At 63.9% G+C, this 17,445-nt stretch carries 14 protein-coding genes, 1 other RNA gene and 9 pseudogenes; 5 read left to right on the forward strand and 19 right to left on the reverse strand.

Annotation, left to right across the window (positions count from 1 at the left end; genetic code table 11):
* Positions 1-18: 18 nt before the first annotated feature.
* Positions 19-438, reverse strand: a pseudogene (locus FQ389_RS00945) (DoxX family protein).
* A 64-nt stretch (positions 439-502) separates the two neighbouring features.
* Between FQ389_RS00945 and FQ389_RS00950 the strand changes: the two are divergent.
* Complete coding sequence (locus FQ389_RS00950; RefSeq protein WP_144205811.1) at positions 503-826, forward strand: DMT family transporter; 324 nt, start codon at positions 503-505, stop codon at positions 824-826.
* 429 nt (positions 827-1,255) lie between these two features.
* Here the strand turns inward: FQ389_RS00950 and FQ389_RS21035 are convergent.
* Positions 1,256-1,803: pseudogene (locus FQ389_RS21035) on the reverse strand (condensation domain-containing protein); the annotation flags it as partial.
* Between the two features lie 281 nt (positions 1,804-2,084).
* Between FQ389_RS21035 and FQ389_RS00965 the strand changes: the two are divergent.
* Positions 2,085-2,897 (forward strand): annotated as a pseudogene (locus FQ389_RS00965) (DUF1295 domain-containing protein).
* 12 nt (positions 2,898-2,909) lie between these two features.
* Here the strand turns inward: FQ389_RS00965 and FQ389_RS18515 are convergent.
* On the reverse strand, positions 2,910-3,281 hold the full coding sequence (locus tag FQ389_RS18515; RefSeq protein WP_260860342.1) for a pyridoxamine 5'-phosphate oxidase family protein: 372 nt from the start codon (positions 3,279-3,281) through the stop codon (positions 2,910-2,912).
* 96 nt (positions 3,282-3,377) lie between these two features.
* Positions 3,378-3,602 carry a hypothetical protein gene (locus FQ389_RS18520; protein WP_260860344.1) on the reverse strand — a complete coding sequence of 75 codons (225 nt, stop codon included), beginning with the start codon at positions 3,600-3,602 and terminating at the stop codon, positions 3,378-3,380.
* 603 nt (positions 3,603-4,205) lie between these two features.
* Here FQ389_RS18520 and FQ389_RS00975 point away from each other — a divergent pair.
* Positions 4,206-4,367: pseudogene (locus FQ389_RS00975) on the forward strand (aldolase/citrate lyase family protein); the annotation flags it as partial.
* On the opposite strand, the pseudogene FQ389_RS00980 reads toward FQ389_RS00975, so the two are convergent.
* A pseudogene (locus FQ389_RS00980) lies at positions 4,337-4,565 on the reverse strand (hypothetical protein); the annotation flags it as partial. The pseudogenes FQ389_RS00975 and FQ389_RS00980 overlap by 31 nt on opposite strands.
* A gap of 396 nt (positions 4,566-4,961) precedes the next feature.
* Between FQ389_RS00980 and FQ389_RS21040 the strand changes: the two are divergent.
* Positions 4,962-5,144 (forward strand): annotated as a pseudogene (locus tag FQ389_RS21040) (hypothetical protein); the annotation flags it as partial.
* A gap of 307 nt (positions 5,145-5,451) precedes the next feature.
* On the opposite strand, the gene FQ389_RS00990 reads toward FQ389_RS21040, so the two are convergent.
* The 14 genes and pseudogenes from FQ389_RS00990 to prfB form a co-directional block, all read right to left on the reverse strand.
* A complete protein-coding gene (locus tag FQ389_RS00990; protein WP_186296220.1) occupies positions 5,452-6,270 on the reverse strand; it encodes an FkbM family methyltransferase in 819 nt (272 codons plus the stop codon).
* A gap of 511 nt (positions 6,271-6,781) precedes the next feature.
* Positions 6,782-7,238, reverse strand: a pseudogene (locus FQ389_RS00995) (helix-turn-helix domain-containing protein); the annotation flags it as partial.
* A 144-nt stretch (positions 7,239-7,382) separates the two neighbouring features.
* The gene (locus FQ389_RS01000; protein ID WP_144205813.1) at positions 7,383-7,727 is read right to left on the reverse strand and encodes a hypothetical protein; all 345 of its coding nucleotides are present in this window, start codon (positions 7,725-7,727) and stop codon (positions 7,383-7,385) included.
* Between the two features lie 9 nt (positions 7,728-7,736).
* A complete protein-coding gene (locus FQ389_RS01005) occupies positions 7,737-8,204 on the reverse strand; it encodes a hypothetical protein (protein WP_144205814.1) in 468 nt (155 codons plus the stop codon).
* Positions 8,205-8,314: 110 nt separating this feature from the next.
* Positions 8,315-8,681: a transfer-messenger RNA gene (ssrA, locus tag FQ389_RS01010) on the reverse strand.
* Positions 8,682-8,865: 184 nt separating this feature from the next.
* Positions 8,866-9,782 (reverse strand): annotated as a pseudogene (locus FQ389_RS01015) (ferritin-like domain-containing protein).
* 186 nt (positions 9,783-9,968) lie between these two features.
* A complete protein-coding gene (locus tag FQ389_RS01020) occupies positions 9,969-10,301 on the reverse strand; it encodes a maleylpyruvate isomerase N-terminal domain-containing protein (protein ID WP_144205815.1) in 333 nt (110 codons plus the stop codon).
* 46 nt (positions 10,302-10,347) lie between these two features.
* Positions 10,348-11,093: pseudogene (locus tag FQ389_RS01025) on the reverse strand (EamA family transporter).
* 92 nt (positions 11,094-11,185) lie between these two features.
* Positions 11,186-11,695 (reverse strand): SsrA-binding protein SmpB, encoded by a 510-nt coding sequence (gene smpB / locus FQ389_RS01030; RefSeq protein WP_260860348.1) that lies wholly within the window; start codon positions 11,693-11,695, stop codon positions 11,186-11,188.
* 2 nt (positions 11,696-11,697) lie between these two features.
* Complete coding sequence (gene ftsX, locus FQ389_RS01035; protein WP_144205817.1) at positions 11,698-12,591, reverse strand: permease-like cell division protein FtsX; 894 nt, start codon at positions 12,589-12,591, stop codon at positions 11,698-11,700.
* On the reverse strand, positions 12,591-13,280 hold the full coding sequence (ftsE, locus tag FQ389_RS01040; protein WP_144205902.1) for a cell division ATP-binding protein FtsE: 690 nt from the start codon (positions 13,278-13,280) through the stop codon (positions 12,591-12,593). Before ftsE ends, ftsX begins: the two co-directional genes overlap by 1 nt.
* 44 nt (positions 13,281-13,324) lie before the next feature.
* Entirely contained in the window at positions 13,325-13,798 is a 474-nt protein-coding gene (locus FQ389_RS01045) for a hypothetical protein (protein WP_144205818.1), read from the reverse strand.
* Positions 13,795-14,781 carry a mechanosensitive ion channel family protein gene (locus FQ389_RS01050; RefSeq protein WP_144205819.1) on the reverse strand — a complete coding sequence of 329 codons (987 nt, stop codon included), beginning with the start codon at positions 14,779-14,781 and terminating at the stop codon, positions 13,795-13,797. The genes FQ389_RS01045 and FQ389_RS01050 overlap by 4 nt, the downstream gene beginning before the upstream one ends.
* Positions 14,771-15,878, reverse strand: a protein-coding gene (gene prfB / locus FQ389_RS01055; RefSeq protein ID WP_144205820.1) for a peptide chain release factor 2 whose coding sequence is annotated in 2 segments (ribosomal slippage) — positions 14,771-15,424 and positions 15,426-15,878 — 1,107 coding nt in all. Because the reading frame shifts where the segments join, the coding sequence is not laid out codon by codon here. Before prfB ends, FQ389_RS01050 begins: the two co-directional genes overlap by 11 nt.
* Positions 15,879-16,063: 185 nt before the next feature.
* Between prfB and FQ389_RS01060 the strand changes: the two genes are divergently transcribed.
* On the forward strand, positions 16,064-17,425 hold the full coding sequence (locus tag FQ389_RS01060) for an FAD-dependent oxidoreductase (protein WP_144205821.1): 1,362 nt from the start codon (positions 16,064-16,066) through the stop codon (positions 17,423-17,425).
* Positions 17,426-17,445: the final 20 nt, after the last annotated feature.

A 17,445-nucleotide genomic window follows, 5' to 3' on the forward strand; every position in this document is an offset into this window, starting at 1 on the left:
GCCGCTGGGGCGACTGATTCAGTGCCGACGCCGGGCGTCGATCGCGTAGCGGCCCGGGCCGACGAAAATCAACAGGAAGAACCCGAAACAGAACAGGATCGCCGGTAGTCCCCCGTTGCCGACGGGCGGAGAACCGATCGGTCACAGGGCGTGCGGTTGACGCATCCAAAAATAGGCGACCGCCATTACGCCCGAGGCGATGAACGCGGCTGTGCGGGTGAATAATCCGGCCGCAATCAACAGTCCCGTGACGAACTCGAGGAGCCCCGCGTACCAGCCGGGCCACGCGCCGACCTGCACCGGCATGCCCGGGCGGATGGGCCAGGCGAACAGGTTCATCGAGCCGGACACCGCGAACAGAAAGCCGTAAACCAGTCGGAACAGGCTCAGCACGGCCAGCGCCACGCGGGCGAGGCGATCATCGAGATTCGTCGTCATACGCCCAACGTTACGGAACCGGTGGTGTAGACAGATTCATGCACAACCCACGTAAGGAGGCGCGTTGACGTACCTGCTCCTGCTCGGCGCGATCTTCACCGAAGTGGTGTCGACCAGCCTGCTCAAGAGCACCGAAGGGTTCACACGGCTGGTGCCGACCGTGTTCTGTCTGGCCGGCTACAGCACGTCTTTCGCGCTACTGGCGTGGTCGATCCAGCGCGGCATGCAGACCGACGTCGCCTACGCGTTGTGGTCGGCGATCGGCACGACCGTCATTGTGTTAATCGCGGTGTTGTTTCTGGATTCCCCGATTTCGGTGGCAAAGGTCGTCGGGGTCGCACTGATCATCGTCGGGGTCGTCACGTTGAATCTGTCCGGCGCCCATTGACGACGACGTCCGTCCAGGCCAGCAGTCGCCGCCACAGCCGGTGCCGGCTGGACGCCATGTTATGACAGTGCGCGCTGCCCGCCAACACGAGGGTGGTGATGTCCGGGCTGCTGCTGTACAAAGCCACCTCGGCGCGCGGGCCGGCGGCACGTCCACCACACCGAAGCCAAGCAGCACCGGAACGTCGATCACCACCGCGTGCTCGGCGACCACACCGGGCACCATGGCCGTGCCGAATATCCGCGGCATCACCGATTTTGCGGTCACCGCGTCGGTTTCGACGACGTCGGCCGGAACGTCGTCGAGATGAAACCAACTCTGCAAGTTCTCGCGGGGACCTTCGAAATACGGGTCGGGAAGCGCGGCGAAGATCTCGCGCGCAAGCGCCGCACGGCCATCGGCGGTCGCCGCGAGGGCGACGAACGCCGGATCGAGACTCAGAGCGGCGCGACGTACTGCTGGGTGCTCGGCCCGCATCGTCTCAACATAGCGGTGTACCGAAGCCCGGGCCAATTCGGTGCTCGGGTAGGCGACCACCACCTGCGTCTTGCCGTGCATGCGGTTGACCCACATGCACACAGTCTCCGGCAGCCGGTTGTCGCCCCAGATACCCGCCCGCAGATCGCCGTAGTCGTCGCCGAACGGCAGCTTGCGGATATCGATGTAGGACAGCATGGGGACGGGACGGTCCGGCACCTGGATACCCTCCGACGAGCCGCCCGGCGACTCGAGCAGGTGGTAGAAGGGCACCGCTTCGAGCGCGGCGTTGGTGTCGAACGACTCCTGTGCGGCCCGGACGACCTCGTCGAATGACGCTTCCGCGGCGGGAATCGCCAGCGGGACGAAACTCGCCAGCCAGCCGACGGTGAGGGCGTGGGCGGGGTCGCGACGATTGTCGAACGTCGTGAGCCCGAATACGTTGCGGCGCAGGTCAACCGATGCTCGGCCAGCACCGCGCAGGCGAACACGCTACCGCTCGATAACGGGTGACACTAACGTGACCGTGCGACCTGTGCAGAGTAACGCTGCGCCGAATGAACAGTTGCTGAACAGTCGCGTGTCGACTTGAGGATTGGGTTAAATGCGTAGTCGGGCGCGGGATTTCAGACTTGCACTCGATCGCGGGTCGTGTCCCGGACAAGACCTGAGTCACTGATAGGCGCAGGCTCCCTATACTCCGAGCCTGACGACGGCCAGCAAGCCTCAGTCCCTGTGGCTTGTGACAGTAGTCTACCTGATCGCCCTCGCGGTTGCTGCGATGGCTGTTCGTGGGGGTCCGTCCGCTGGTCAGCTGTGGCTGGATACCCTGGTGTTGCCGATATGCTTGTCACCCTGATGGTGTGCGTGTTCAGCCGCGCGTTTCGTAACTCGATCTACTACGACGCCTATTAGAGTGTCGCTCCGCCGCTGATGTTGTTTTACTGGTGGACCCGGGGGCACCCACGGTCGACCAATTGCGGTTCTGGCTACTAGCCGTTGTGGTGTTGCTGTGAGCGGTTCGGTTGACCGCAAATTGGGTTTACGCGTTTCCGGGCCTGCAGCACGAGGACTGGCGTTACCCGATGTTCAAGCAGCGGGCGGGCCGCTGGGAGTTCCTCGCCGATCTGATAGCCATCCATGTGGTCCCGACGCTGCAGGTGTTTCTGGGAACGGTCCCAGCCTACGTCGCGGTGATCCGACCCGACTCGGGGTGGGTATGGCTGAGCTGGACCGGTTTCGTCGTGGGCCTGGCCGCCGTGGCCGTGGAGTTGGTCGCCGATGTCCAGATGCATCGATTCGTCGCGCGCCGGCAGCCCGGCTACACGATGGACCGGGGCCTGTGAGCCTGGTCGCTGCACCCGAACTACTTCGGTGAGTTCAGCTGGGTTGCCGTCGCGGTGTTCGGCATCGCGGGGGCGCTCGCCGATTAGTGGTGGCTGGTCCTCGGAGCGACCGCGATGCTGGCAATGCTGCTCGGCGCCAGCATCCCGATGATGGAGCGCGTAGCCTGCAACGCCGTCCGTTGTACCAGGACGTCATCGATCGGGTGTCGCGATTCGTGCCGCGTCCGCCACGAAAAGTCAAGGAGTAGAAGCAGTTCCGGTTATGCCGCCGTCGGCGGCAAGGCGACCACGGAGGCGACGGTGAATGCGACCCGGCGTTCCACTGCACCATCGTCCCCCTCGGCTCCGGGCGCGGTCCACTGCACCTGGGCGGTGCCGGAGAGCTGGATGGTCGCGCCGGTGGCGAAGTCGACGAACAGCAGCGCGGCCTCGTCGTCAACCATCAGGTTGCCTAGGCTGTTGAACATGTTGTTGCCCGGGTAATCCGGCCACCACAGCCTGGTCGGGGACTCAACGCGGACGAATCCGGAATCACCTCCCCGGTGCGACGCGTCGCTGCCCCGGCTCGGATGCGTGATGCCCAGGAACAACGTGTCCGTGGTCGCGATCGTCGTCTGCTCGGCGGTACTCAAAGTTGTTGTGTGCCTTGATGTGCCAGAGGACGCCGTGATCGCCGAGACGTTGACGTCGCTGCGGTGGATGTACTGCGGGCAGTTCCCGTATGCCTGCTAGACCCCGATCGACATGGCAGTGTCGCTTCGTTCGAGCAGGGTGCCGTTGATGCGCATCCGGCGCCGGGTGGCGAAATCGATGGCGATCAACCCGATCTGCTGGCCCGCCGCAATTCGGTGCAGGGGATCACCGTCGCGCGGCATCGCCGAAATCTGCACGATGCCGTCGGCGCCGTGGATAATCCGGATATGGGGATACCCACAGGCCGCCCGTGTGATCACGTCCGGTCAGCGCGGCGAAACGCTGCGTGGAGAGAAATTGCTTGACACCTGCGTGTAGGCGGTTTGCGCGCAACATATTTTCCAGCCGTTTTCGGCGCCTTCGACGCCGGCGCGCCGTTATGCCGTCAGTTCACCTTCGTGAAGGCCCGGTGGTGTCACGCGACGGGTAACGCTACGGGCGTGCCGAAACTTCCCAGCGCCGTCATCGTCACGCGATCATCCGTCGGCTTCAGTGTCTGCGGGGTTTGTGATGGCTCACCGCGTCCACGACGACCAGCCACAACACGGCCGCCACACACAGCGCGGCACATACAGCCTGAAGTTGGTTGAGGCGTTGTCGTAGAGGGCGATTGTAGGCGATCGTTCCGAGCACCACGACGGCCAGCAAGATACCGCGGTTGATTCTGTCCGTGCTCGTGCTTCGACCTAACTCTTTTCGGTCGGAATTATGCCGCGGATATCAGCATAAACCTCGGCGATCAGTTTGCCACGGACCAACCTTTCGGTTCCGTCGACTGACGACAATTGTCCGAATAAAACCCCGACGATTCCCGCCCGGCGGGGCGGCTATTACCACCCGGGATTCGACGAAAGCGGGCTGTTATGTGCTATCGGGCATGGCACCGACGCCGCGCCCGATCCGCTCTCTACCTACCCGGCAACAAAGATCGAGCACTTGAAAAGGGCAAGTCGCTGCCCGCCGACGTGCTGATTTTCGACCTCGAGGACGCCGTCGGACCGGATGCGAAGGCCGAGTCCAGAGCCAGGGACAGGTAGCAGGTCACCTTGCGGCCCAGGTCGAGGGAGGTCTGCGTCGAGGCCACCCGGCGGTCCTGCATGCGGTCCCGCACGGCCAGCGCGAGGGCCCGGTAGTAATGCTCGGGCCGCAGTACGGCGGCCGGGCGGGCCGATCGAGTAGCGCAGGTGATCGGCGATTGCCCGCTGCAGCGCGGCGGCCTGCATCCCGGTGCGCGTGGGTTCGACCAGTTCGACGCGCACGCTGGCTGACGTTCCGTCCGAGGAGGTCTGATCGAGGTCGGTCATAGGTGTCCTAGGTCGCTAGATGTGCTTGGGAGTATCGCACCGATCTGCCCGGCTTGGCATGTTGCCAGTCTGGTAGTGGTGTTCGCATACTAGACGCGCAATCGACCACTTGCGCGTGAACATAACGTCACGCGCCGACGGCGAAGGCGTTGCTAGGCCGGCTAAGGTGATTTTCCCGGACTCGCTGGCGACCAACGAGAAGCGACCTATGTCTACTATTTCGAGTCCCAGACCGGGCTGCAGCGGCGAATTGACTTCGCACCGCAAGTGTTTCTGGCCTGCGCCGTCTCTGCGGTGCCGACAACCTGGCTGCCCGCGGTGACCGTGCACACCGACGCCGCGGCATGGGAAGAGCGGGCGCGCAGTCTCAACGCAAGCAGCAAAACGCTTTTCGTCGACTTCATGGCTCGCATGGCACGACGGATCGGCCGGGTGCAGTCGGACGGAAAGTCCGTCACGGTGGTACTGCCGGTCAGCGACCGGGCCGCCACCGACGATGACCACATCCGTGGCAATCGCCGCTCTGAACAGGGCTTTGTGTGGCATTCTTTGCGAGTGCATACAGGGGTGCCACCCACCGGGGTGGTGACCTTTCTGTTCATCGACGTGGAGGGCTCTACTCGTCGGTGGGAAGCCGACACCGAGAAGATGCGAGCGGCGTTGGCGGCCCACGACCAGGTGTTGCGCCGGGGCGATCGGGGCGCATGGGGGCTGGTTGTTCAAGCACACGGTGTCTGTGCTGCGTTCGCCTCACCCAGATCGGCGGTGGATGCGGCCGTGGCCGCGCAACTCGAGCTGGAAGCCGTCAGCTATTAAGCGCGGCCAGGTCTAGTGGCTTGCGGCTGAGCAGCACATCGACCTGTTCCCGTCCGTCGAACGCGTCGTAGCTAGCGACGGTCAGCGCACGAGTTTTACGTTCAAACAACCACAGATAGTCGTTGTTCAGGTCATACACGTGGAAGCCCTGGTCGGCGAATGGCTGCAATACTTCCTCGAAGGGCGCCCGCACCTCCATCGCTACCACCAGGTCGGGGTGTGGGAAGTCGGCGGGAACCCGCGGGGCCACCACAGCTTCTTCGCCTTCAATGTCTATCTTGATGAACGATACTCGCGAGGTGTCGTCACCAACAAGACCAGCCAGGGTGTCCGCCGGCACATCAACCGGGATCCATTCATCACCCATGAAGTCTCGATAGGGGTCCCCAGCACCTAGTGGGCGTACCCGAGACCAACCATCTTGCTTCGGGTGCACATGGAACGTCAGGCGCCCTTTGTGGTCGGAACACGCGGCACTCACCACCGTGACGATGTCCCCGACGCCATTCAGGTCGATGTTGGTGCGCAACCGACGGACAGTGTCGGGGCCGGCCTCAATCGAGATCACCTTTCCCCCACGGCCGACGCGCTGGGCGAGAAGCATTGTGAAGTAACCAATATTCGAGCCGGCATCTACGCACACGTCGCCTGGTTTTATGTGGTGGACGATGAACTCCGACAACACTGGTTCATAGACGCCGCGCACCCGCAATAGATAATTTTTCATGGAGTCACTGGCGACGAACTTACTTCCGTAGTCGCATTCGATCGGGGTGTCATCGGATGCGAGGTCAAGCGCGCCAAGCACGCTCGGTCCTCTAGTGAGAATTGCTCGTTTGACCTGTAGGGAGAGCCGTTCAGAGTTGACAGTTGCGCGCAGGAACCTCACCACAGCGTGCCGGACACGCCGCTTGACCAAGTCGGATAGGGGCATGCTTTCCAAAAGTACAGCACCGCCGTGGCGAACCAAGATGACAGTACGGGCGGCGTGGTGAGCTCCGTTCAAGCCATCGGCTTACCATCCACTTCAACCCTCGCAGTCTTTAGTGGTCGGAAGTCAACCGCTTCGGGAGGCCAGCGCCAGTTTCGGCATGGACACGACAGTCGGCTACACCCGCCAACGTGGCGACGATGATGGCTCGTTTCACCGGTCGTAATCCGGTGTACTGTTGGCCAACTCGTGGCCTCAATCGATAAGGCCGACGTACTGCCGGGAGACCCACGGGTGAATGTCTCTGCCCAACGATTCCCGATTGGAATCGCCGAAGCCAAGACCGCATATCGCAGCGCGATGAGCATCGAGGGGCGCTGATGCGCATTCGGCCAAGCTTTCGCCATCCACCGCCGGCGGGAACCCTACCGAGCTTCTTGACATCGACGTGGACCAGATCACCGGCCGCTGCGGACTCAATACGGCGTACGACCCGCCCGGTACAGCGGTTCAGCCAACGCAGTCGGGCGACCCCGTGGCGTATCAGCACCCGGTGCACGGTCGAGGGATGAATGCCCAGAAAATATCCGATTTGGGCTGGACCCCAGCGACGGATAACCCGGACTTTGATGATCCGTCGTTCCGTACGTGTAGGTGTTTGATTGGGGCTGCGGTGCGGTCGTGAGCTGCGATCGGCCATCCCCAGCTGGGCCCAGTTCGCGATACCGACAGGCCCACCGCTGGGCCGTGGCGACCGCGCCCTGAAACCGCTCAGCAGCCCGCCGCAGCAACCATCCTTCCTCGACAACACAACGCGCCAGCCGCAGAAGGCCGGTTTCTGACAATACGGTGGGACATGAAGAAGACCTCCGAGGGTGGAAAGCGTTCCCAGACAGCTCGCGGTCCACTCGGAGGTCTTCTTCATGTCACCACGCCACGCCGTACCTAACGTTTGTGGTCAGTACACCTGTGCCTAGTTCTCGTTCTCGTCAGGACCACCCTCGGCCACCCAGCCACAGCGGCGGCTCCTGGCCGTTGTACATGCTCTTGGGCTGCCATCGCTGCCGACGCAACAGCCCCGGGCGGTGTGGTACTCGGCGACGTCCTTTGAGGTACTCGACGTCATCGCTGGTCCAGGGGTGCTGGCCGGTGCCGTCTAACCACCACCGCGGTTGGACGTCCTGCTCGTAGCGGGTTATACGGTAGCGCAGCGCAACGTGCGTGCCCTTGGCGTCGACCTGCCAGTCCAGCAGCCGCGGGTGGAGAGCTTCGCGCGTCGGCTGGGTCAATTCCCGGGGGTGGGTTATCCGGATCTCGATAAATTCGCCACCCAAGAATCAACACTAATGGCAGTGGTCAAAGCGCGTCAGACGCAACGTAATCGTGGTCATCCTGCATCGCCCGGAGCCGCCGGGCTTGTGGCAATCGTGGTGGTTGCAGAACTCGGCGGCGTCGTAGAAGTCGTCGGCGTCGTACTGCTCGTGGAAGTCGTCGGGCTCGTCGACCGCGAGGGACGGTGGAAGTCTCGGGGTCGTCGGGCTGATAGGACTTGTGGGCGTGGTGCTGGCCAGGCCCGGCCCTACGCCACACCAGTCCGCCACATCTTTCGGGTACTGATCGAGCGGCAGAGGACAACGCTGCCCCGGCGGGAAGTTCGCGCCGGCGTTGAGCAGATCGCAGGGCACGTAGACCTGCTTGCCCGTTTGCGTGTTGGTCAGGCATTTCGTCGGCGGCGCACCCTGGGCCGGGACGGGAATGACGACCGCCGCCGCGACCGCGCCGAGCGCCCCAGCAACACGGCGACAGATCATGAGAGCTCCTCGTTGTGCTGCGAAGTTCATCACCGAGTTTTGGTCCGATCTCAGCAAGCGCCATTCTGCCTCAGCGACGAGAGCGCTCTGGTGCGGCATGTACCTAATGTTTGTGGAGCTGCCGGGAATCGAACCCGGGTCCTACGGCATTCCCTCAAGACTTCTCCGTGCGCAGTTCGCTATGCCTCTGCTCGGATCTCCTGGTCGCGCGAACTAGCCAGGATGACGATCCCCGTCGCTGTGAGTGTCCCGATGAGTCCCGCGACCGAACTCATCGGTGATCCCTCTAGCTGATGCCGGGGTCCGGGTCGAGGGCGTTCCCGGCCCGACAGACTAGCTGTCGCTTAGGCAGCGAGAGCGTAGTCGCGCTGATTTGAATCGGCGCTTATATAGTTGCAACGACGCTTACGGTGGTCTCTTGCCTGCACCGGCACGCTTCCCTTGATTCGATGCGCGAAGTCGAAACCGTTCAGCCCCTTGTCTTGTGTTTTCGTGCATGACCGATTTTCGGCCGCACACTTCATTCTACGGCTGCACTAACGAGCAGCAAGCAATTAGGTTCCACGCCGCTCTCCCCGGGGCACGGCCAAACCGGGCACCCCCGGTCTGAGGACGGCGAGGGGTGCCCGGTGCGCTCGGCGACATGCGCCCGTCTAGCTCGTCACTTAATGCCCACGACGTCCTGGGCGATGGCGGCCACGCGGGTCTGCGCGGCAGACACGATGCGCTGCCGGTTCTTGTTGGCCTCATCGTAGGCGACGATCACCCGAACGTCCTTCGGCGAGGTCAGGTCCTTGATCGCGGCCACCGCCTCAGTGATGTTGAGGTCATCGTAGTCGGGGATCGGCAGCTCGTGCGGCTCCAGCACGCCAACGGACTCGCGGCCCGAGTGCAATGCGTCGGCCGCGAGGTCCGCACCCTCGGAACGGGTGACCCGCTCGGCCGCACGCAGGGGCGGCGTTTTTACGAGGCGGACAACGCGTTGGAAGCGATCTTCCCGGCATTGTTGCCGCGCTTGACCAGGTCGTTGAGGGCTGACCAGGTGAACGGCAGGTTGACCAGCTTCACCGTAACGCCGGCCGCCGCCTGCAGCGGGTGCGGCGCAAGGCCGCCGGGCCGCCCAGGGCGTCCTCGGCCAGCACGGTGGTCAGCCAGTCCACGGTCACCGCGTGCGCGGTGATCAGCCGGTCGGCGAGGTCGACGATCGCATGCTTCTCCGCGGCGACGGCCAGCGCCTTGGTGTACCGGGCGCGGTCCAGCAGCTGGTCTTCGAGCGCCAGGTCACCCAGCAACGCCTCGTCGAACGGTTCGGCCTGCTCGGTCAGTGCTTTCACCGCGACCGCGGCGCGGCCCAGGAACGGGCCGATCACGTCGGGGAAACCGCAGAAGTCGCGGATGGTCGCCTCGATCGCCTCGACGCGTTTGCCGGCCATTAGCCGCATTCTGGGTGAGCTCGCGGCGGACCGCCTCGGTGCGCGCCTGCGCGACGCGGGTCTCCGCGATCTGGATCTCGGTAAAGGTCAGATTTAGCAGCGTGCGAAGTTGTGCGAGCAATCTTGTCGTGTCGGGTGCAGTCATACCTACATGGCCTCCTATGTTGGATTTTGTGGTCGGCGCGAAGCGCGCTCCTGTTTTCGGCTATCCAACGCGGCACCAGGGCCAACATGCCTAGATGTGATATACGATTCAAATCGCGCCAAAGCGCTCCAAATACGTTGTCAGATAACGAAGTTCAGTCGCTCAACAATTTGAGCGGCCAGATTCTCATCTCCGCCGAGTTCGATGCCCTGCGGCCGGACCGGTTGCCCCGTGAGATGGCGCACCCAGCACTCGTTCATCGCGCCCACCGCGTTGCGCACGTGGTCGAGTGTGTTGACGTCGATGTCCAGCTTGGGCGGCGCGACGCTTTGAAGAAACGACTCGGTGCCAATTGATGTGCGATACCACGGCCTGCACGTCCCAGTCCGGCAGCGGGGTCGCGGCCCGCCACTGGCTTTCCGACAGCCCGGCGAGCAGCGCGTCGATGGAGTCCCAGATTGTGAACAGTCCGTCCAGCACTTCGGATTTATCGAGTGTGGTGACTGCACGAGGAGCCATGGTCGGATGCTAGGCTTATTGTTGGGCCGACGTTAGTCCCGATCCGTCAGCTGGCGGCGATCATGGCCACCGACCCCATCGCCATCACCATGCCGATTCCCTGCCAGCGCGTCACCCGTTCGCGCAGCACGATCATCGCCAGCACGACCGTGGCGGCGGGACAACGAGATTATGATGCTGGCCAGCGACAGCAGCCAGGACTGCACGGCAATCAATTGGGTGAACAAAGCGCAGATGTCCAGCAGAGCAATGGCCAGCGCCAGCCTCAACGACTTCCCCTGCGGAAGCCGCAGGGTCCGGCGCGATGCGGCGAGTATGGTGATCACCACGGTGGCCGACAGCAGCGCGAACATCAGCGGCCAGAGCTTGGAGTCGTGCGGCGATTGGTGCAGGAACATCGGGTCCAGCCCATGCGCACCCGGCCAGGGTGGTCAGGCTGGCGACTTTCGGTGTGAACCGAAACCGGCTCGGCCCGTCACCGTTCGCCTCCCGGCTGACCAGCATCACCGCGACGATGGCCATGCCGACGCCCGCCCGAGGCCGCCGGGCCGGGCCGCTCCCCCAGCGCGACACCGACGGCGACCGGCACGGCCGCGTTGAGCACGCCGGCGAGCGGCGCGACCACCGAGATCGGCCCCGCCCCCAATGCCGCGTAAAACGCCCACATGCCGAACGCCTGACCGACGCCGTACAGACAACCCAGAAGATGGCGCCAGAATGGATCGGTCCACCGACCGTAAAGGCCAGCAACCCGAGCAGCAGGGCCTCGACCGGGTACGCCGCCAGCATCACGCGCAGCGCCGCGACCCGCCGTGTTGCCACGCCGCCCACGAAATCGCTGACCCCGTACGAAACGGCGGACAGCTGCGCGTACGCGACTCCGATCAGTTCATACCCTTTGCTCGGCGTCCCAGCTCGCGCAGTACTTCACGCTGGGCATCACGGCGGGCGAGGTTTTGGCGTTTGTCGTGTGCCTGCTTTCCTCGCGCTAGCGCGAGCTTCACCTTGACCTTGCCCTCGGAGAAGTACAACGAAAGCGGCACCAAGGTGAGGTTACCATCACGAATCTTTCCAATCAGGGTGTCGATCTGACGCCTGTGCAACAACAACTTTCGTTTGCGACGCGGATCGTGATTGGTCCAGCTACCGTGCTCGTACTCCGGAATGTGCAAGTTACGCAACCACACTTCACCGTCGTCGACGGTTGCGAAAGCATCGGCCAGCGAGGCCTGCCCCTGCCGCAGGCTCTTCACCTCGGTACCGACTAAAGCAACTCCGGCCTCGAAGGACTCCACAATCGAATAGTTGTGCCTGGCTTTGCGATTGGTGGCGACGATCTTTTTGCTGTCACGCTGGCCACGACCCGCCTTGCCGGCATTGGACTTGTTGGCCACAGCTAACGCCATACGTACAGGCGCAGCGTGGCATATGCGGTCAACCCTGCCATCGACACGCCGAGCAAAAATAGCATCGGGGAGATGTAGAGGATGTCGGCGTAGTCAACGCGCGCTATCAAATTGGCTTGGTAAAACTGGTTTAACGCGTTGTCCAAAAACAGCTCGCGCACCACGAGCAGGCCGGCGACCGCGATCGCCACACCCACACCCGCGGCCAGCATCGCTTCCACCAGAAACGGTAGCTGGGTGTACCAGCGACTCGCTCCCACCAGCCGCATGACCCCGATCTCGGTACGCCGGGTATACGCGGCGACTTGTACCATGTTGGCAATCAACAGGATTGCGCCGATGTCCTGCACCAACGCCACCACGAACGCGACGCTGCTCAGGCCGTCCAGCACAGCGAACAGCCGGTCGATCAGGTCCTTCTGATTGAGCACCGACAGCACGCCGGGCTGGCCCTGCATCGCGGAGTCGAAGTCCTTGTGTTGCTCGGGATTGTTCAACTTGACGATGAACGAGGCAGGGAACGAATCCTTTCCGGCAACGTCCTTGTACTGCGGGAACTTTCGGATCGCATCGTCGTAGGCGTCTTGACGATTGAGGAAGCGAACCGATTTGACGTCTTGGCGCTTTTCGATGGCTTCCCGCAGCGCCTTGCACGGATTGGTGCCGCAGGACGGATCATTCGCGGACACGTCTTCGGTGAGGAACACCTGCGTCTCGACACGGTCGAGGTAGATGGCGCGCGAGTGCTCGGCCAACCGGACGACCAACAGTCCACCGCCAAACAGACCGACCGAGATCGCGGTCGTCAGGATCATGGCGACCGTCATCGTGACATTGCGGCGAAGCCCAATCAGTACCTCATTGAGCAGAAAGCCAAGGCGCACTAGCGATCCATCCCATACACGCCGCGCTGCTCATCGCGAACCAGTCTGCCCAGCGACAGCTCCACGACGCGCTGACGCATCGAATCGACGATGTGGTGGTCGTGCGTGGCCATCAGCACCGTCGTCCCGGTGCGGTTGATCCGCTCGAGCAGATCCATGATGTCGTTGCTGGTGTCCGGGTCGAGGTTTCCGGTGGGCTCGTCGGCCAGCAGAACCAGCGGCCGGTTAGCGAACGCCCGCGCAATCGCCACCCGCTGCTGCTCGCCTCCGGACAGCTCGTTGGGCAACCGGTTGGATTTGCCCGACAGGCCGACGGTCTCGAGCACCTCGGGCACCACCCGGTTGATCTGATCGGCGCGCTTACCGATGACCTCCAGGGCGAAGGCGACATTCTCATACACCGTCTTTTGCTGTAGCAGACGAAAGTCCTGGAAGACGCACCCGATCACCTGACGCAGCTTGGGCACATGCCGCCCGGGCAGTTTGTTGACGTGGAACTTCGACACTCGCACGTCACCGGTGGTGGGTGTCTCCGCCGCCAGCAACAACCGCATGAACGTCGACTTGCCCGATCCCGACGGGCCGATCAGGAAGACGAATTCACCCTTGTCGATTTTGACGGTCACGTCCTCCAGTGCCGGGCGCGCCGACGCTTTGTACTTCTTACTGACATGGTCGAGGGTGATCATCACGGCACGCCAGTGTAGCGGTGAATTTCGCTGCGCCGCGAAGATCAGCTCGCCGGTGGCGGCGTGGTGGCCGTCGGTCCCGGGCCCGGTACCGGTTGCTGTGGAGGCGGCGGTGTGGGGCTTGAGCTGGGCGCACAGAAGGGCGGCGGCAGCAGGCAGGGCAGCTGAAACGGCGGTGGCGAGGTCGACGTCGACGGCGGGGTCGGCGGCAGCGTGGTGGTCGGGCTAGGCGGCACCGTCGTGGTCGGCATGGGCACGAAGGTGGGCGTCGTCGGCCGAGGCGCCTCCACCCGGGTGCGCGGTACCAAGGTGTAGTTGGGGTCGGGCACGAAGCCCGGCGGCACCACTTGCGGCGGCTTGACCGGCTCCGGCCGGTAGGTGTCGTAGACCCACCACATCGACAGGAACGCCACGATCAATATCAGTGTCGACGTGCGCACCCGTCCACCGAAGAGGTGGCTCCAGCGTTGTTGCGTATTTTCGCCGCGCTTCTCGAAGATGCTCACGGTGAATTTCACCCGCGCTGCACCGCCGTGCTGTCCGCGTCGCCTTGGGCCTGGGCTTGGGCTTGGGCGGCCTCCACACCCGGGCCGTCAACCAAGCCGATCTTGGCGTCGGCGGCCGTGACGATCCCGACGCGGGCGAGCGCCCGGATCGCCAGCACACGCAGCTGCCGGCCGACCTCGAACTGCTTGCCCGGCAAGGTGCGGGCCACGACGCGCAATGTGACGGTGTCGATCTCAATGCTTTCCACACCCATCACGGTCGGCGGGTCGAGCAGCAACTCACCCAGCACCGGGTTGTCCATCGCACGGTCGCATTCCTGGTGCAGGACCTCGTTGACCCAGTTCAGGTCGGCGTTGGTGGACACCGGAATGTCCACGACCGCACGGGCCCAATCCTTCGACAGGTTGACCACCTTGACGATCTGCCCGTTGGGGATCGTCACCACCTCCCCATCCGGGGAGCGCAATCGGGTCACCCGCAACGTCACCTTCTCGACCGTGCCGCTGGCTTCCGTCGCTGAAACGACAGTGAGCGTCACCAGGTCACCGAATCCGTACTGCTTCTCCACCAGGATGAAGAAGCCGGAAAGTAAGTCCCTCACCAGCTGCTGGGCGCCGAAACCCAGGGCCGCCCCCACGACCGTGGCGGGCGCGACCAGCCCGCCCGCCGAGAACTGCAGGATGTCGGCGATCTGCAGCATGACCCAGATGCCGATGATCACGACCGACACCCAGGAGATGACCGACGCCACGGCCTGGCGGTGCTTGGTGGCCTCCGAGCGCACCAGCGCGTCGCTCTCGGCGAAGCCAACGTCGAGCTGCCGGGTCACCTGCTGGGCCACCCAGTTGACGAATCGGGCGGCCAGCACCGCGCCGATCAGCACCATGCCGATCCGCAAACCACGGGTGATGATCCACTGCCCCATCTCACCGCGCCAGAAGTCGTGCCAGCCCAGCGCCGTGGTTGAGGCCATGAAGGTGGTGTTAGTCGTCATCTTTTTGGTGGCGCCACCAGATGCCCGCTTCCAGGAACCCGTCGATGTCTCCGTCGAGGACGGCCGCGGGATTGCCGACCTCGTACTCGGTCCGCAGATCCTTGACCATCTGATACGGGTGCAGTACGTAGGAGCGCATCTGGTTGCCCCAGGAGCTGCCACCCTCGCCCTTCAGCGCGTCCAGCTCCGCGCGTTCCTCTAACCGCTTGCGCTCCAACAGTTTTGCCTGTAGCACCCGCATCGCAGAAACCTTGTTCTGCAGTTGCGACTTCTCGTTCTGGCAAGTCACGACGATACCCGTGGGTATGTGGGTCAGCCGGACCGCGGAGTCGGTAGTGTTCACCGACTGACCCCCCGGACCGCTGGACCGGTAGACGTCCACCCGCACATCGCCCTCGGGAATGTCGATGTGATCGGTGGTGTCCACCACCGGCAGCACTTCGACTTCGGCGAACGAGGTCTGACGTCGGCTTTGGTTGTCGAACGGGCTGATCCGGACCAGTCGATGGGTGCCCTGTTCGACCGACAGGGTGCCGTAGGCAAACGGGGCGTGCACGACAATTGTGGCGCTTTTGATGCCGGCCTCCTCGGCGTACGACGTGTCGAACACCTCGACGTTGTAGTGGTGCTGCTCGGCCCACCGGGATATACATCCGCATCAGCATCTCGGCCCAGTCCGCGGCGTCCACCCCGCCCGCGCCGGAGCGGATGGTGACCAGCGCTTCACGCTCGTCGTATTCTCCGGACAGTAAGGTGCGCACCTCGGCGGCCTCGATGTCGGCGCGCAGGGCCTTGAGCTCGGCGTCGGCCTCGGCCAACGCGTCGGCGGCACCCTCCTCGGCGGCCAGCTCGTAAAGCACCGGCAGATCGTCGACCCGTTGCCGCAGCTGTTCGATGCGCCGCAACTCGCCCTGGGCGTGCGACAGCTCGCTGGTCACGCGCTGCGCATTAGCCTGGTCGTCCCACAGTTTCGGGTCGGACGCCTCCTGCTCGAGCTTCTCGATGCGGCTGCGTAGACCGTCGACGTCGAGCACCCTCTCCACCGTGGTCAGGGCAGAGTCGAGGGCGGCGAGGTCGGCTTGACGGTCGGGATCCACAGCCGCCCACGTTACCGGCGCCCCGGGTTGCAGCGATGGCTCAGGTCGGGACCCGAGGCGGTTCACCGACCTGTGAGGGTTCAGCGTCTAGCATCGAGTCACCATCCATGTGCGCCCGCAACTGCGACGCTCAGCCCGTTTTTCAGCCCTTGCGTCGCAGCCGGGCATAAACAGAAGAGTTGGTTATGCGTCCATTTCACGTCGCGATCGTCGGTTCCGGACCGTCGGGATTCTTCGCCGCAGCGTCTTTGCTGAATGCGGCCGATTCGACCGACGAATTCGACGTCGCAGTCGACATGCTCGAGATGTTGCCGACGCCGTGGGGCCTGGTGCGCTCCGGGGTTGCGCCCGACCACCCCAAGATCAAGTCGATCAGCAAGAAGTTCGAGAAAATCGCCAGCGATCCCCGCTTCCGTTTCTTCGGCAACGTGGCCGTCGGCGAGCATGTCGCGGCGGCGGAGCTGGCCGAACAATACGACGCGGTGATCTACGCGGTCGGCGCCCAGTCCGACCGGTCGCTCAACATTCCCGGCGAGGACCTGCCCTGCAGCTTCGCCGCGGTCGACTTTGTGGGCTGGTATAATGCGCACCCGAACTTCGCGGAGATCTCCCCCGATTTGTCGGGCTCGCGGGCCGTCGTGATCGGCAACGGCAACGTTGCGCTGGACGTCGCACGCATTTTGATCACCGACCCCGACGCGCTCGCCGTCACCGACATCGCCGACCACGCGCTGACTTCGCTGCGCCCGCGAGGCGTCGAAGAAGTCGTCATTCTCGGACGGCGCGGGCCCCTGCAGACCGCGTTCACCACGCTGGAGTTGCGCGAGCTGGCCGACCTGGAAGGTGTCGACATCATCGTCGATCCCGCTGCGCTGGAAGGCATTAGCGACGAAGATGCGGAGGCTGCCGGGAAGACCACCAAGCAGAACATCAAGGTGCTGCGTGAGTACGCCAGCCGCGAACCGCGGCCAGGACACCGGCGGATGGTCTTCCGGTTCTTGACGTCACCCATCGAGATCAAGGGCAAGAACCAGGTCGAGGCGATCGTGCTCGGCCGCAACGAGTTGGTCACCGACTCGAGCGGACGCGTGTCGGCCAAGGACACCGGGGAACGCGAGGAACTGCCCGTTCAGCTCGTCGTGCGCTCGGTCGGATATCGCGGCGTGCCCACGCCCGGGCTGCCGTTCGACGAGACGAGTGCGACTATACCGAACACCGACGGCCGGGTCACGGGCCGACGCAACGAATACGTCGTCGGGTGGATCAAGCGCGGTCCGACCGGTGTGATCGGCACCAACAAAAAGGATTCCCAGGGCACCGTGGACACCTTGATCGCGGATTTGACCGGCGTGACGCAACGGTCCGACTTCCCCGACGACCACGCCGACAAGCTGGCCGAGTGGCTGGCCTCGCACCAGCCGCAACTGATCACCTCCGCGCATTGGAAGATCATCGACGCCCACGAGCGCGCGGCCGGCGAGCCGCACGGGCGGCCGCGCGTCAAGCTGCCCAACCTCGCCGAGTTGTTGCGCGTCGGCCGCGGATGACCTCAATCCTGTTGCCGCTG

Origin of the sequence: Mycobacterium tilburgii (genome assembly GCF_902168065.1) — a bacterium.
In the GTDB taxonomy this organism is placed as follows: Bacteria; Actinomycetota; Actinomycetes; order Mycobacteriales; family Mycobacteriaceae; genus Mycobacterium; species Mycobacterium tilburgii.

Excerpts from the sequence above, each read along its gene's own strand:
- FQ389_RS01005 (WP_144205814.1), bottom strand. The coding sequence starts at position 8,204 with ATGATCTGTCGCCGTGTTGCTGGGGCGCTCGGCGCGGTCGCGGCGGCG.
- FQ389_RS01020 (WP_144205815.1), bottom strand. The coding sequence starts at position 10,301 with ATGGCTCCTCGTGCAGTCACCACACTCGATAAATCCGAAGTGCTGGAC.
- ftsE (WP_144205902.1), bottom strand. The coding sequence starts at position 13,280 with ATGATCACCCTCGACCATGTCAGTAAGAAGTACAAAGCGTCGGCGCGC.
- FQ389_RS01050 (WP_144205819.1), bottom strand. The coding sequence starts at position 14,781 with ATGACGACTAACACCACCTTCATGGCCTCAACCACGGCGCTGGGCTGG.
- FQ389_RS01060 (WP_144205821.1), top strand. The coding sequence starts at position 16,064 with ATGCGTCCATTTCACGTCGCGATCGTCGGTTCCGGACCGTCGGGATTC.